Genomic DNA, 13,419 nt, shown 5'->3' with positions numbered 1-13,419 from the left:
GAGCACGGCGGTCCGAACCGGCGCGGTACGGCGGGCCCGAACCCACACGGTACGGCGGGCACGAACCCACACGGTACGGCGGGCACGAACCGGCGCGGTACGGCGGCCAGGAGCACGCACCGCGAACATCCACAGCGGTCTGACCCGATCGGCCCTCTGGTAAGGGAACGGTAAAACGCACTCGCTCGTTCACAGGGCATGACCGCTATGACCCCCGGCTCGAACATCCCTCTGGCCGCCGCGCGCGTGACGGTGGACGTCTCCGCCCCGGTGCGGCTCGACGTATCGGGCCTGCTGCTCACCGCCGACGGCAAGGTGCGCTCCGACGACGACTTCATCTTCTACAACCAGCCCAACGGGCCCGGTGTGAGCTATCGCTCGGGCGGCGGCTCGGCCCCCGACGCGATCACGGTGGACACGGCGGCCGTCCCGCCGGGCATCGAGAAGATCGTGGTCACCGCCAGCCCGGACGCGGCAGGGCAGTCCTTCCAGGGCGTCGAGCCCACGGCCACGATCCGCGACGCGGCCGACAGCAGCGTGCTGGCCACCTTCACGCCCCCGCAGCTCGGCACGGAGACGGCCCTGGTGATCGTGGAGATCTATCTCCGCAACGGCGCCTGGAAGGCCCGCGCGGTCGGCCAGGGGTACGCCAATGGACTGGCCGGCATCGCCACCGACTTCGGCGTCACCGTCGAGGAGCCCGCGCCCGCCGCGCCGCCCCAGCAGGTGGCCCCGCCGCCGCCCGCCCAGGCCCCCGTCGCTCCGCCGGTCCGGGCGGTGGACCCCCGGCTGGCCGCTCCCCCGGCGCCCGCCGCGCCCCCGGCCCCGCCCGCCGCCGCGCCCGGCGCCGGGAAGATCAACCTGGACAAGGGCCGGGTCAGCCTCCAGAAGCACCAGACGGTGTCCCTGGTCAAGGGCGGACGCCCGCTGCTGTCCCAGGTCAAGATGGGCCTCGGCTGGGAGCCGGCGTACCGGGGCAAGGACATCGACCTCGACGCCTCGGTCATCGCGTTCGGCCCGCAGCGCAACCACCTCGACAGCTGCTACTTCGGCAAGCTCCAGATCCTCGGTGGCTCGATCCGTCACTCCGGTGACAACCTCACGGGCGAGGGCGGCGGGGACGACGAGGTGATCACGGTCGACCTCGGCCGGCTCCCGCAGGAGGTCTCGGGCCTGGTCTTCACGGTCAACTCGTTCTCCGGCCAGAAGTTCACCGAGGTCGCCAAGGCGTACTGCCGTCTGATCGACGCGGCCTCCGGCGAGGAGCTGGTCCGCTTCGACCTCACCAGCGCCGAGCCGCAGACGGGGGTCATGATGGCGAAGCTGATCCGGCAGTTCTCCGGTGAGTGGGAGATGACCGCGATGGGCGACTTCGTCAAGGGCCGCACGGTCCGCCAGATGGTGAAGCCGGCGGGCGCGTCGCTGTAGCCGACGGTTCCGGGCCGAGGACCGGCCACCGGCCGACGTACGACACGCGCGGGCGCCTTGACCGTCAGGGCGCCCGCCGTCGCACGGTACGCAGCCGCCCGTACGCAGCGCAGCACGCCAAGCGCCGCGTCCATCGCCGCCTCCCCCACCTCATCGCTGGGGCCGCAGCCCCTCCATCAGCAAGGTCAGATAGCGGCGCAGCAATCTGCCTTCGCCGTCCCCCAGCTCCGACGCCGTCGCCAGGCCATGGGCCAGCCGCAGGATCTCGACGGGCTCGATGTCGGGCCGCAGGGCGCCTTCCGCGCGGGCGGCGCGTACCAGCCGCTCGGCGGCGCCGTTGAGCGTGGTCCCGCAGACCGTCGCCGCGTAGGTGTCGCCGTCCGTGACGGCCGAGCCGAGCAGGGCGCGCAGGCCGCCGACCTGGATGATGCCGAGGCCGATCTCGCCGAGCCAGGCGAGCAGGGCCTCGCCCGGGGGCAGTTCGGCGGCGTGGACGTCCGCGCGGGCGGCGAGGGCCTCGATACGGCCGACATAGGCCGCCTCCAGCAGGGCCTGCCGGGTCGGGAAATGGCGGTAGAGGGTGCCGGAGCCGACGCCCGCGCGCTTGGCGATCTCATCCAGCGAGGCGTGTTCGCCCTGCTCGGCGAAGACCTCGGCGGCCACCTTCAGCAGCCGCTCGTGATTGCGCCGGGCATCCGCCCTCATGGGCCTGACCTGATCCGCCCGCATGGGCCTGACCTGCGTCATCGCCATCCAGTACTCGTCGGGAACGGGACCCTCCGACTGTACCGAGTCCCGCGCCGCCCCCGGCCACAACAGCGCGCTGCAGGCGTTCAGCGCAGGCTGTCCCCGAGGTGGGCGTACCGCACCGTCGGCTCCGCCCCGATCTCCCCGCGCTCGACCAGATCGACCAGATCGACCAGCCCCGCCATCGACCAGCCCCGCCATCGGCTTCCCTTCGGACACCGGATCGGTGATCATCCCTCGGTGCGCGCGGCGAGCCGCATCGCGTCCGGCGTGGTCTCGTCGGGGATGCCGTACGTGCCCGCGTGGTAGCGCTCGTCCAGTTCGGCAGCCGCCCCGGTCAGCTCCTCGTGTACGCCGATGAGGCGCCCGATGCGGACGGCGATCCGGGCGAGCTGCGCACACGTACGGGCGGGTTCGGCGGCGGCGCGATGGCCGCTCACCCGGACCCGTACGGCGGGCAGTCGGTGTCGGCACGCAGGGCGGCGTCCACGTCCCCGCAGGTCACAGGGGTGGCGAAGCGGGCGTTGGCGGCGACGACCGGGGGCACCCGGGTGCAGCTCTGCGGCTTGCTCTCCAGCAGCCCTCGTCCACCGGCCGGAGGACCGACATGTCGCCGGCGGGTCCGGAAAGATGCGGAGAACGAAGGATTCGGGAGCGGGAGGGATTCACGGGAAGGCCCGGCAGGGAGAAGGTGCCCGAGGTCAGGGGTCGGCTGCGGCTCTTATGCCTGGCGCGTCTTCCCTTTCCGCCACACCGGCCCGAAGCCGATGACGGGATTCGAACCCGCACGGTCTCCCACCAGGTCCCGAAGTATCCGCTGCCTGCGCACCGGGCACCCACCCCCTGCCGATGGGTCCGACTGTAGAGGGGTGCCCGACCGCCGGGCGAACGAATTGGCGACCCGTGCGGGCCGCTGGGCGCCGACGCGCCTACGGGCGCTGCCGCTTCCAGGGGCCCGTGATGGCCAGCATGATGCCCGGGGTCTGGATGTTGGCGTACAGGGTCTTGCCGTCGGGCGAGAAGGTGACGCCGGTGAACTCGCTGTAGTCGGGGTCGTCCGCGGAGCCGAGGTTCAGTTCGTTGCGGGCTATGGGGTAGGTCCGGCCGCGGTCGGTGGCGCCGAAGAGGTGCTGGATGCCGTCGCCGTCCTCGGCGATGATCAGACCGCCGTACGGGGAGACGGTGATGTTGTCGGGACCGTCGTAGTGACCGTCCTGGGAGGGGTCGGGGTTGACGCCGATGAGGACCTTGAGGGTGAGGGTGCGGCGCTTGGGGTCGTAGAACCAGACCTGCCCGTCGTGCGCCTGGCCCGGGCTCTCGGAGCCGGCGTAGGACGAGACGATGTACGCGCCGCCGTCGCCCCACCACATGCCCTCCAGCTTGCGGCAGCGGGTGATCTGACCGGCGGTGAACTGCTTGCGCACGGAGACGGTCTTCGCGTCACGGTCGGGTACGTCGATCCAGTCGACCCCGTAGACGGTGCCGATCTTCGTGGCGCGGGACAGGTCGTCCACGTACTGGCCGCCGGAGTCGAAGCACTTGAACGCCTGGAGGCGTCCGGCGTCGGCGGCGAGGGTGCGCAGCTTGCCGTTGCCGTGCCGGAAGTTCGTGGGCGGGGTCCAGCGGAAGAGCAGGCCGTTGGGGTTGGAGGCGTCCTCGGTGAGGTAGGCGTGGCCGTTCTTGGGGTCGATGACGACGGCCTCGTGGGCGTAGCGGCCGAGCGCCTTGATGGGCTTGGGGTCGCGGTTGGCGCGGTGGTCCTCGGGGTCGACCTCGAAAACGTAGCCGTGGTCCTTGGTCATCCCGTTGGAGCCGGCCTTGTCCTCGGTCTCCTCGCAGGTCAGCCAGGTGCCCCAGGGGGTGGAGCCGCCCGCGCAGTTGGTGGCGGTGCCGGCTATGCCGACCCACTCGGCGACCTTGCCGCGGCGGACCTCGACGACTGTGCAGCCGCCGCCCGCGGCGGGGTCGTAGACCAGGCCCTCGGTGAGCGGCACGGGGTAGGGGACGCGGGTGCGGGGGCCGCCTATCTCGTGGTTGTTGACCAGGAGGGTCGCGCCGCGCGGGCCCTCGAAGGCGGCGGTGCCGTCGTGGTTGGAGGGGGTGAACTCGCCCGACTCCAGCTTCGTACGGCCGCTGTAGGTGATGACCTCGTACGAGAATCCGGCGGGCAGCGCGAGCAGTCCGTCCGGGTCGGGCAGGAGCGGGCCGTAGCCGACTCCGCCGGGCCGGTCCGCGGACTCGCCGTCGTGGTCGTCCGCGGTGGCGGTCTCGGTGGCGGCGAGCGCGTTCGGCGCGGTGCCGAGGGCACCGACGCTGCCCGCCAGCGCCACCCCGGCGCCGGTGATCGCGGAGTTCCTGGCGAAGTCCCTGCGGGTGAGCGACATGCTGTCTCCTGAGAACGATGAGCGTGCCGTGGAGGGTGGCGACGTATGAACCGGCGCCAATGTTTCTCCCGAGCCTGAACACCGCCTGAACTCCGGGCGACGGGGCCGCGATGCCTTCCCGGAATCGCGGCCGGGCGGGGACCGGGGGTCAGGAGGCATCCCCGCAAACCCGGTCACTTCGGCACGCCGGTCACCCGTAGGAATCCGGCCAACCCGGCGGGCCGGTCTCCCCCGCACGCCCACGGCCGGCCAGGCACCACCCAGGCAGGCAGGTCGCCTCACGACCCCGGCCAACCCGGCAGGTCACTCGCCCCGCACGACCCCGGCCACCCCGGCAGCTCAGTCGCCCCGCACGATCTCGGCCACCCCAGCGGGCCGGGTCACCTCACGCCCCGATCACCCCGGCACGCCCTTCACCCACTCACCGATCTCACCGACTCACCCGAATCGCCTGCGCACCCACGCACCCCCACCTCACCCCCCGCCCTGCGAGCGAGCCTTGAACGCCGCCTTCCTCGCCTCCTTCGCGATCTTCTTGTCCGGGTGGAGTCGCCCCATCGCCTCCAGGACGTCCGCGGTGGCCGGATGGTCCACCCGCCACGCGGCGTCGAAGAAACCGTTGTGCTGGGCGGCGAGCCCCTCCACCAGTTCGTGGAGTTCCTCGGAGTCGCCCTCGGCGGCGAGCTGCGCGGCGAACGTGTCGACGGTCAGCCAGAAGATCATGGACTCGGACGGCGGCGGTACGTCACCGGCGCCGTGCTCGGTCAGCCAGACCCGGGCGAGGCCGCCCAGCTCGGGATCGCCGAGGACCTCGCGGAGCGCGGGCTCGGCCTGGCCGCCGAGCAGGGACAGCGCCTGCTGACAGCGCAGCCGTCGCAGCGGCCCCCCGGCGTCCGCGCCACGGGCCGCCGCCAGCAACTCCCGTGCGGCGGGGAGCGGTTCACGCCGGTGGAGCCACTGCTCGGTCTCGGCGCGGGCGGCTCGCGCCCCGTACCGGGCGATGCCGTCGAACAGCGCGTCCGCGCCCTCGCCCGCGAGATCGCCGACGGCCGGGGCGTCGATGCCGTTCTCCAGCAGCCGGGCGCGCAGTCCGTACCGGCCGAGCGGGGTGAGCCGGACCAGCCCGTAACGCGAGACATCGGCCTCGTCCAGCGCACCGGCCCCCTCCACCGCACCGGCCCCGCCCGCCTCCTCGAAGGACCCCGCCGGCTCCTCCTCCGTGTCGGCCATGAGCGCCTCGTCCACCGGCCGGTAGGCCACCAGCCCGATCGGCTCCAGCATCCGGAACTGGTCGTCCAGCCGCATCATCGCGTCGGACACCTGCTCCAGCACGTCGTTCGTGGGCTCGCCCATGTCACTGGGGACGATCACCGAGGCGGCCAGCGCGGGCAGCGGGATCGGTTCCTCACCGGGGCCGTCCTCGCTCACGGAGAGCAGATAGAGGTTGCCGAGGACGCCGTCGAGGAAGTCGGCCTCCGCCTCGGGGTCCCAGTCGAGCCGGGAGAGATCGAGGGTGCCGCTCTCGTCCAGGGACCCGACCAGATCGTCGAGGTCGGGCACGCTCGCATCCGCCAGCACGGTCTCCAGCGCGGCCAGCCACACCCCGAGCACCTCCCGGGGCGACCCGGAGGTGAGCAGCGCCAGCTCCGCCCCGGGGGCCACGGTCCCGGCGTCCTCGTCCACGATCTCGACCAGCCCGGTGTCCACCGCGACCCGCCACGCCTCACTCGCGAGCGCCGCGGCGTCGCCACCGTCGCCGCCGGAATCAAGAGACCCACCGCCAAGCCCCAGCGCCTCCGCCGCCGCAGGCAACTGCGCCTCCACCAGCCCGCCCCCGGCGTCCACGCGGGTCCCGAGCCCGGCCCAGCGGGCGAGCCGGACGGCACGGGCCAGCAATGGCGTGGACAGCGCGTCGCGCGCCAGCTCCGGTTCGGGGGTGGGCCGCAGCGGCGGCAGGGGGGAGCTGTCTGACATCGGCGGATACTCCTAGGGCGCCTGGAAGGCCGAGGCCGTACGCCATACGGACGTGGACCACCTGGATCACATGGACACGTGGACCACATGGACACGTCACGTCGCTCCGGCACGACACTGGGTTACGCCGCTCAGCCTAGACGGATATCCACCCATGCCGCCCGGTTCATCTCCCCGACGCCTCCAGTCCATGGCCGAAACCTTGACAACTGACCTGGGCAGGCTGGAGATTGACGCGCGTAGAAAATGAGCGGACAGCTGTTCACCGAGAGGGTGCTCGGGACTCCGGTGTCACCACACCGGTACGACCGCCCCACTCCCCTCGCCCCCGCGCCACCCCCCATGCCACCCCCCGCATCACCGCCAACATCCCGGCACTCACGTACGTCGCATGTCCCCGGAGGGATCCCTTGCCGAGCAAGTCTTCCGCGCGCCTCGCCGCGCTCACCGTCGCCGCCGTGTGCTCGGCGGCGTCGACCCTCGTGCTGACCTCGCCCGCGCACGCGGACGCGGTCCGCATCCATGACATCCAGGGCTCGACCCGGATATCCCCGTACGCCGGACAGCAGGTCACCGATGTGACCGGAATCGTCACCGGCGTACGCACCTACGGCTCCAGAGGCTTCTGGGTCCAGGACCCGAACCCGGACGCCGACCCGGCCACCAGCGAGGGTGTCTTCGTCTTCACGTCCTCCACGCCGAAGGTCGCCGTCGGCGACGCGGTCACCGTCTCCGGCCTGGTGACCGAGTACGTCCCCGGCGGCACCGCCTCGGGCAACCAGGCGCTGACCGAGATCACCCGCCCGACGGTCACGGTCGTCTCCAGCGGCAACCCGGTCCCGGCGGCGACCGTCATCGACAGCCGCTCGGTGCCGTCCCGCTACACCCCGGCCGGCGACCCGGCCGCGGGCGGCTCGATCAACGGCCTGACGCTCCAGCCGAAGAAGTACGCCCTGGACTACTACGAGTCCCTGGAGGGCATGAACGTCCAGGTCGCCAACACCCGGGTGGTCGGCGCCACCGACCCGTACACCGAGCTGTGGGTGACGGTGAAGCCGAACGAGAACGCCAACCGCGACGGCGGCACGGTCTACGGCTCCTACACCGCCCAGAACACCGGCCGGCTCCAGATCCAGTCGCTGGGCGCGGTCGCCGACTTCCCCGACGCGAACGTCGGCGACACCCTCACCGGCACCACCGCCGGTCCGCTGGACTACAACCAGTACGGCGGTTACACGCTGGTCGCGAACCGGGTCGGCGCCCTGAAGCAGGGCGGTCTGGAGCGCGAGACCACGGACGCGCAGCGCCGCGACGAGCTGGCGATCGCCACGTACAACGTGGAGAACCTGGACCCGTCCGACACCTCCTTCGCCGCGCACGCCGCCGCGATCGTGAACAACCTCCAGGCGCCCGACATCCTGTCCCTGGAGGAGATCCAGGACGACAACGGCGCCACCAACAACGGTACGGTCTCCGCGGATCAGACGCTGAAGAAGCTGACGGACGCGATCGTCGCCGCGGGCGGCCCGGCGTACGAGTGGCGTTCGATCGACCCGGTGAACAACGCCGACGGCGGTGAGCCCGGCGGCAACATCCGCCAGGCGTTCCTGTTCAACCCGGAGCGGGTGTCCTTCACCGACCGCGCGGGCGGCGACGCCACGACCGCGACCGGGGTGACCAAGGTGCGCGGCAAGGCGGCGCTGACCGCCTCGCCCGGCCGGATCGACCCGACGAACACGGCCTTCACCGACAGCCGCAAGCCGCTGGTGGGCGAGTTCGTCTTCCGTGGCGAGACGGTGTTCGTGATCGCGAACCACTTCAACTCCAAGGGCGGCGACCAGGGGCTGACCTCGCAGTACCAGCCCCCGGTCCGCAGCTCGGAGACCCAGCGCCACCAGCAGGCGACGGCCGTCAACACCTTCGTCAAGGAGATCCTCGCCCAGCAGAAGAACGCGGACGTCGTCACCCTCGGCGACATCAACGACTACGAGTTCTCCGAGACGGTCGACCTGCTGGAGGGCGACGGCGAGCTGTGGTCGGCGGTGAAGTCCCTGCCGAAGAGCGAGCGTTACTCGTATGTCTTCCAGGGCAACAGCCAGACCCTCGACCAGATCCTGATCAGCCCGTCGATCCGCCGCGACGACTTCGAGTACGACAGCGTGCACATCAACGCGCAGTTCAACGACCAGATCAGCGACCACGACCCGCAGGTGCTGCGCTTCCGCCCGTGACATCCGGGCACACCCGGGAGCCAGGCCGGCCGCACCTCGTGTGCGGCCGGCCGCACGCGTCTGTACGCCCGCTACACCCCGTACGCCTCGTACGCCCCGTACAGCCACTCCCGCCAGACGCGCTCGACCGTCTTCGGGTCGGCGCCGGGGGCGAAGTCGTGCACCGCCATGCCGACGACATGGCCCCAGTGGTTGCGGCCGAAGACCCGGATCAGGGCGTCGTCGGTGCGCAGTCCCAGGAAGTACGGGGTGCGGTAGTCGACCGTCGCGTCCAGGGTGCGGCCCTCGGGCCCGGTGACCCGTACCCGCGTGCCCTCGGTGGTGTCGGCGCCGTACGCCGGGAGGCCGAACGCCCGCTCCACCGCGCCGAGGGCGTCCGGCGCCCCCGCCGCCGCGAGCCCGTCGAACGCGGTGAAGGCCGTGATCGGACGGCCCCCGAAGCGGGTCAGATACTGACGCAGGGTGTGCAGATAGAAGTCGGTGTGCTTGTCGGCGCCGTCGTACTGGTTGTCCCAGTCGTCGACGAAGACACCGCTGTGCACATAGCGCACCCAGGCCCGGCGGCCGTCGTCGCGCGGCTCGATCGTGTAGTCGAGCTGGTTGAGGGACTGTCCCTCGCTCCCGTCCGGGTCCTCGACCCGGTTGCGGTACCGGTGCGGCGGATCCCAGGCGGCCACCTCGGAGCCGAACGGCCCCGCGCCGCCGACCCTCGGCTCGGGCGCGTCCATCGGCCACAGCCAGCCGCCCGTACCGGTGGTCACCGCCTCCCACACCTGCTCGGGCGAGGCGTCCACCTCGAATTCCCGGGCGATCTCGAATTCCTTGGACATGGCGCGGGCTCCTGACCGTACGGGTGTGGCTCGCCCCGAATCTACCCGCCGAGTTCCGACGAGGGCGAAGGCGAAGCCGCCGGTACAGGTCCCGGTGCCGGTGCCGGTGCCGGTGCCAAGGCCGACGCCGACGCCGATTCCGACACCGATGCCAGCGCCGACGCCGACGCGGCCACCGATTCCGGCAGCACCGCACCCCCCTCGGCGCCCCGTCCCGCCCCCGGCACCTCCTTCACCACCGGATGCACCGCGACCACGATCCGATGGTCCCGGCCCCCCTCCGCGTCCGGCGCGTCGTACTTACGGATCAACGCGCTCACCCCCGCCGCCAGTTCCTCCACGAACGCGGCCCGGTCGGCGGCCGACGCGAACCGCACCTGCCCGTCCAGCGCGAAGGTCGCGAGCCGTTTACGGGCCCGCGCGGCGCCGGTGATCAGCGCGCCGACGTCCCGCACCAGCCGGGCGCCCAGCGCCAGCATCCAGCGCGCGGAGAGCTGGTCCCGGAACCGATCCGGGTCCGGCTGGACGGCGGCCAGGGCCGTCGGCGAGATGACGTACGACGCGGCGGTCGCCCGCATCAGCCGCTCGGTGACATTGCCCTTGCGGCGCTCCCCGGCCAGCTCGACCAGGCCGTGCCGCTCCAGCGCCTTCAGGTGGTAGTTCACCTTCTGCCGGGGAAGTCCGACCCGGCCCGCCAGCATGGTGGCCGACGCCGGCCCGGCCGCCAGCTCGGCCAGCAGCCGGGCCCGCACGGGGTCCAGACTGACGGCGGCGGCCTCGGGGTCCTCGATCACGGTGACGTCCAGCATGCCCCCAGCGTCCCACCGAACACTATTTCCGTCCAGACGGACCAAGTCTTCGGTAAGGCCCCAGCGGGCCCGAGGTGAGCCCCAGCGGGCCTGGGCGGACCCCGGGTGAGCCCCAGCGGGCGCCGGCCGAGCCTCGAAGACACTCAGGTCTCAGACGCCACCCTCCCCCACCCCCGGCACCAGCCCCAGCACATGCCGAAACCGCTCCCCCGTGAACCCCTTCACCCCCGGATACGTCCGCACCCTCTCCCAAGCCGCCGAGGGCGACCCGATCCCCTCCCCCGGCGCCGCGATCGCCGCGTCATAGGCGGCGTCGCTCTCCCACTCGGCGTAGTTCAGGACGTGCGTACCGTCGTCCGAGGCATGGAAGTGCGCGGAGATCAGCCCCCGATGCCCCGCCGGATCATCGGCGAGCGCCGCCACCACGGTGTCCATCCAGTCGGGCCGGCGCTCGGCGGCCCCGGGCTCGAAGTCGATCCGTACGGTGACGACGAGCCCGGGTACCCGCGGGTCCCCGGCGGCGCGCTCAAGGCTGTGGTGGCGCCGGTAGTGGTGCAGGGTCAGCCGTTCGATGCCGGGGACGGCGGTGTCGATCTCATCGACGGTCTCCTGGCGGCGGGTCTTGGCGAACCCCTGGTAGGCGGCGAGGCTCCGCCACTGGGCGTGATGCAGCAGGGTGCTGCCGTCGTGGCCGAGGTAGACGTGGTGGGACAGGAGATCCCGCGCGGGCCACGGCCGGCGTTCCCAGGTGGCGGCGAAGGCGTCCACGGCCAGCCGCTGCCGCTCGGGCGTGCCGAGCCGCCAGGTGCTGAAGAAGGGCGCCCGGACCTCCGGGCGCAGCAGGTCGGGAAGGGTGTCGGTACGGCGGGGCACGGTGCCTCCTGGGGAACTGCCGGTCACGGACACCGACCACCCTCAGCCCTCAACCGGACTTCAGGTCAACCCCCACCGGGCCCCGCCCCTCACTCACCCTCACTCACCCTCGCTCCCCTCACTCTCCGCCCGCCGCCTCCCCAGCCGCGCGAGCTGCGTCTGGAACCAGTCGAGGCGGGCCTGCAACAGCGCCGCCTCCGCGACCAGTTCGGGCACGTCGATCCCCTCGCCCGGGTCCTGCCCGGCCCGCGCCACGGTGACCGCCCGCCCGGCGATCACCCGCAGTCCGTCACCGGCCAGCCGGGCGTACCCGGCGAGCGAGACGGACGTACGGCCGCGCAGACAGGCGGCGCAGGACGGGGCGAGGGCGTACCAGCCGGGGCGGCCCCAGCCGGCGTCGGCGAGCGCGATGGCGACGGCACCGCACGCGCAGGGGCCGGCCCGCGCCGTGCGCACCCGCTGGCGGGCGTGCCGGAAACCGCGCTCGAAGCGGATGTAGCGGCCCAGCACGGTGACTTCGAGCAGCAGGGCCGTGCGGTGCTCGGCCGTGCACAGCAGCGCCTCGGCCGTGGCACGTTCGTGCACGCTGTGGAAGCCGCAGTCGCAGCGGCGGTGCGGTGCCGCGTGGCGCAGGCCGTAGACGCAGGACGCGTCGGCCAGCACTCCGTACGGCAGCGCGGCGCCGAGCGACACGCCGGTGAACCCGGCCCGGGTGCCGTCGTGGGACAGCACCGGGTGGGCGATCTTGTATCCGGTCGGCGGCTCCGCCGGGTGTTCCTCGGGAAGCCGCAGTCTCATCGCGCGGCCGGTACCTCTTCGGCGGCTGTCGCTCCCGTGCTCTCCTCGGCAGCCGTCACTTCCGTGGTCCCCGCGGCGGCCGTCACTTCCGTGCTCTCCTCGGCGACCTCGCGCGCCGGGCCGCCCTCGACGGCCGGACGGTCCGCCGCGACGACCGGCCGCTCTTCCGCGACTCCGGTGGCGAGTGCCTTGCCGAGCTTCATGACGCCTCCCATGACCGGGGGTTGATGGTCCGTCCCGGCCATGGTGACCCATGGGACCCCCGGCTGGGCAGAGGGCCTACGGCCGATCCCGCACAGATTCCGTAGCGTCGCTGATCGATACCTCGTAGAAGATTTAAGTGGAGCTTCACGGTTCGTGCGCCGACACTGCTCCCATGACACTGCCTCCCGCATCACCCTTCGGCCGCGCCCTGTGCGCGATGGTCACGCCCTTCACCGCGTCGGGCGCGCTCGATCTGGACGGGGCGCAGCGGCTCGCCGGACAGCTGGTGGCGCGGGGGTGTGACGGGCTGGTGCTGTCGGGCACCACGGGCGAGTCGCCGACCACGTCGGACGCCGAGAAGGCGGAGCTGGTGCGGGCGGTGCGGGAGGCGCTGGACGGGCGGGGCACGGTGGTGGCGGGGGTGGGCACGGCCGACACCCGGCACTCGGTGGAGCTGGCGCGGGCGGCCGAGAAGGCGGGCGCGGACGGGGTGCTGGTGGTGACCCCGTACTACAGCAGACCGCCGCAGGACGCGGTGGAGGCGCATGTCCGGGAGGTGGCCGACGGCTGCGGGCTGCCGGTGATGCTGTACGACATCCCGGGCCGCACCGGCACCCGGATCGAGCCGGAGACCGTGCTGCGGCTGGCCGAGCACCCGAGGATCGTGGCGGTCAAGGACTGCTCCTACGACTTCCTCGGCGCCCAGAAGGTCCTGGCGCGCACGGAGCTGGCGTACTACGCGGGCTGCGAGGAGCACATCCTCGCCCTGTACGCGGTCGGCGGCGCGGGCTATGTCAGTACGGTCGCCAATGTGATCCCGGAGCAACTGCGCGCGGTGCTGGACGCGTTCGACGCCGGGGACACCGCGCGGGCGGCCCGGCTCCAGCGGGCGGCGGCGGGCCTGATCGAGTCGATGATGGCGGCGGGCCTGCCCGGCGCGGTCACCGCGAAGGCCCTTCTCGGCGCTCTCGGGTTGCCCGCGGGCCCGGTCCGCCCACCGCTGCTATCGGCACGGCCGGAGCAGGTGGCGGACCTGAGGGACGAGTACGGGGCGGTCACCGCGCAGCCGTGGTGACCGCCCGCCCGATCACCGCCTCGCCCAGGGTTCGTCGATCCGCTGCCGGGGGGCCGCGGCGCGGCC

Annotated in this window: 11 protein-coding genes and 1 pseudogene; 3 read left to right on the top strand and 9 right to left on the bottom strand. The window is 72.5% G+C overall.

The genetic code is table 11. The features are described 5' to 3' along the window. Positions 1 to 207: 207 nt before the first annotated feature. On the top strand, positions 208 to 1,428 hold the full coding sequence (locus ACFXAZ_RS30915; protein WP_384597924.1) for a TerD family protein: 1,221 nt from the start codon (positions 208 to 210) through the stop codon (positions 1,426 to 1,428). A gap of 150 nt (positions 1,429 to 1,578) precedes the next feature. Here ACFXAZ_RS30915 and ACFXAZ_RS30910 read toward each other — a convergent pair whose 3' ends face one another. From ACFXAZ_RS30910 to ACFXAZ_RS30895, 4 genes and pseudogenes are all read right to left on the bottom strand, one after another. Then, a complete protein-coding gene (locus ACFXAZ_RS30910; protein ID WP_384597922.1) occupies positions 1,579 to 2,133 on the bottom strand; it encodes a TetR/AcrR family transcriptional regulator in 555 nt (184 codons plus the stop codon). Positions 2,134 to 2,244: 111 nt separating this feature from the next. Beyond that, positions 2,245 to 2,618 (bottom strand): annotated as a pseudogene (locus tag ACFXAZ_RS30905) (aminocyclopropane-1-carboxylate deaminase/D-cysteine desulfhydrase family protein); the annotation flags it as partial. Positions 2,619 to 3,104: 486 nt separating this feature from the next. Then, positions 3,105 to 4,559, bottom strand: coding sequence for an alkaline phosphatase PhoX (locus tag ACFXAZ_RS30900; protein ID WP_384597886.1), 1,455 nt, complete (start codon positions 4,557 to 4,559; stop codon positions 3,105 to 3,107). A 474-nt stretch (positions 4,560 to 5,033) separates the two neighbouring features. Then, the gene (locus ACFXAZ_RS30895) at positions 5,034 to 6,533 is read right to left on the bottom strand and encodes a hypothetical protein (protein ID WP_384597884.1); all 1,500 of its coding nucleotides are present in this window, start codon (positions 6,531 to 6,533) and stop codon (positions 5,034 to 5,036) included. A gap of 410 nt (positions 6,534 to 6,943) precedes the next feature. Here ACFXAZ_RS30895 and ACFXAZ_RS30890 point away from each other — a divergent pair, with 410 nt between their 5' ends. Continuing rightward, on the top strand, positions 6,944 to 8,764 hold the full coding sequence (locus ACFXAZ_RS30890) for an endonuclease/exonuclease/phosphatase family protein (RefSeq protein ID WP_384597882.1): 1,821 nt from the start codon (positions 6,944 to 6,946) through the stop codon (positions 8,762 to 8,764). 71 nt (positions 8,765 to 8,835) lie between these two features. Here ACFXAZ_RS30890 and ACFXAZ_RS30885 read toward each other — a convergent pair whose 3' ends face one another. The 5 genes from ACFXAZ_RS30885 to ACFXAZ_RS30865 all read right to left on the bottom strand — a co-directional run bounded on the left by ACFXAZ_RS30885 (position 8,836) and on the right by ACFXAZ_RS30865 (position 12,277). Further along, complete coding sequence (locus ACFXAZ_RS30885) at positions 8,836 to 9,594, bottom strand: SRPBCC domain-containing protein (protein WP_384597880.1); 759 nt, start codon at positions 9,592 to 9,594, stop codon at positions 8,836 to 8,838. A 41-nt stretch (positions 9,595 to 9,635) separates the two neighbouring features. Then, a complete protein-coding gene (locus tag ACFXAZ_RS30880) occupies positions 9,636 to 10,403 on the bottom strand; it encodes an ArsR/SmtB family transcription factor (RefSeq protein ID WP_384597878.1) in 768 nt (255 codons plus the stop codon). Positions 10,404 to 10,553: 150 nt separating this feature from the next. Further along, on the bottom strand, positions 10,554 to 11,276 hold the full coding sequence (locus ACFXAZ_RS30875; RefSeq protein WP_384597876.1) for a hypothetical protein: 723 nt from the start codon (positions 11,274 to 11,276) through the stop codon (positions 10,554 to 10,556). A 99-nt stretch (positions 11,277 to 11,375) separates the two neighbouring features. Next, positions 11,376 to 12,074 (bottom strand): hypothetical protein, encoded by a 699-nt coding sequence (locus tag ACFXAZ_RS30870; protein ID WP_384597875.1) that lies wholly within the window; start codon positions 12,072 to 12,074, stop codon positions 11,376 to 11,378. After that, positions 12,071 to 12,277 carry a hypothetical protein gene (locus ACFXAZ_RS30865; RefSeq protein ID WP_384597873.1) on the bottom strand — a complete coding sequence of 69 codons (207 nt, stop codon included), beginning with the start codon at positions 12,275 to 12,277 and terminating at the stop codon, positions 12,071 to 12,073. The genes ACFXAZ_RS30870 and ACFXAZ_RS30865 overlap by 4 nt, the downstream gene beginning before the upstream one ends. A gap of 173 nt (positions 12,278 to 12,450) precedes the next feature. Here ACFXAZ_RS30865 and dapA point away from each other — a divergent pair, with 173 nt between their 5' ends. After that, a complete protein-coding gene (gene dapA / locus ACFXAZ_RS30860) occupies positions 12,451 to 13,353 on the top strand; it encodes a 4-hydroxy-tetrahydrodipicolinate synthase (RefSeq protein WP_384597871.1) in 903 nt (300 codons plus the stop codon). Positions 13,354 to 13,419: the final 66 nt, after the last annotated feature.

Origin of the sequence: Streptomyces sp. NPDC059477, from assembly GCF_042749375.1 — a bacterium.
Classification (GTDB): domain Bacteria; phylum Actinomycetota; class Actinomycetes; order Streptomycetales; family Streptomycetaceae; genus Streptomyces.
Note: the sequence above shows the minus strand (reverse complement) of the source record. Positions and strands in the feature narration are given on the sequence as shown.

Coding starts and splice junctions, on each gene's coding strand:
- ACFXAZ_RS30915 (WP_384597924.1), top strand. CDS start 208: ATGACCCCCGGCTCGAACATCCCTCTGGCCGCCGCGCGCGTGACGGTG.
- ACFXAZ_RS30910 (WP_384597922.1), bottom strand. CDS start 2,133: ATGAGGGCGGATGCCCGGCGCAATCACGAGCGGCTGCTGAAGGTGGCC.
- ACFXAZ_RS30900 (WP_384597886.1), bottom strand. CDS start 4,559: ATGTCGCTCACCCGCAGGGACTTCGCCAGGAACTCCGCGATCACCGGC.
- ACFXAZ_RS30895 (WP_384597884.1), bottom strand. CDS start 6,533: ATGTCAGACAGCTCCCCCCTGCCGCCGCTGCGGCCCACCCCCGAACCG.
- ACFXAZ_RS30885 (WP_384597880.1), bottom strand. CDS start 9,594: ATGTCCAAGGAATTCGAGATCGCCCGGGAATTCGAGGTGGACGCCTCG.
- ACFXAZ_RS30880 (WP_384597878.1), bottom strand. CDS start 10,403: ATGCTGGACGTCACCGTGATCGAGGACCCCGAGGCCGCCGCCGTCAGT.
- ACFXAZ_RS30870 (WP_384597875.1), bottom strand. CDS start 12,074: ATGAGACTGCGGCTTCCCGAGGAACACCCGGCGGAGCCGCCGACCGGA.
- ACFXAZ_RS30865 (WP_384597873.1), bottom strand. CDS start 12,277: ATGAAGCTCGGCAAGGCACTCGCCACCGGAGTCGCGGAAGAGCGGCCG.
- dapA (WP_384597871.1), top strand. CDS start 12,451: ATGACACTGCCTCCCGCATCACCCTTCGGCCGCGCCCTGTGCGCGATG.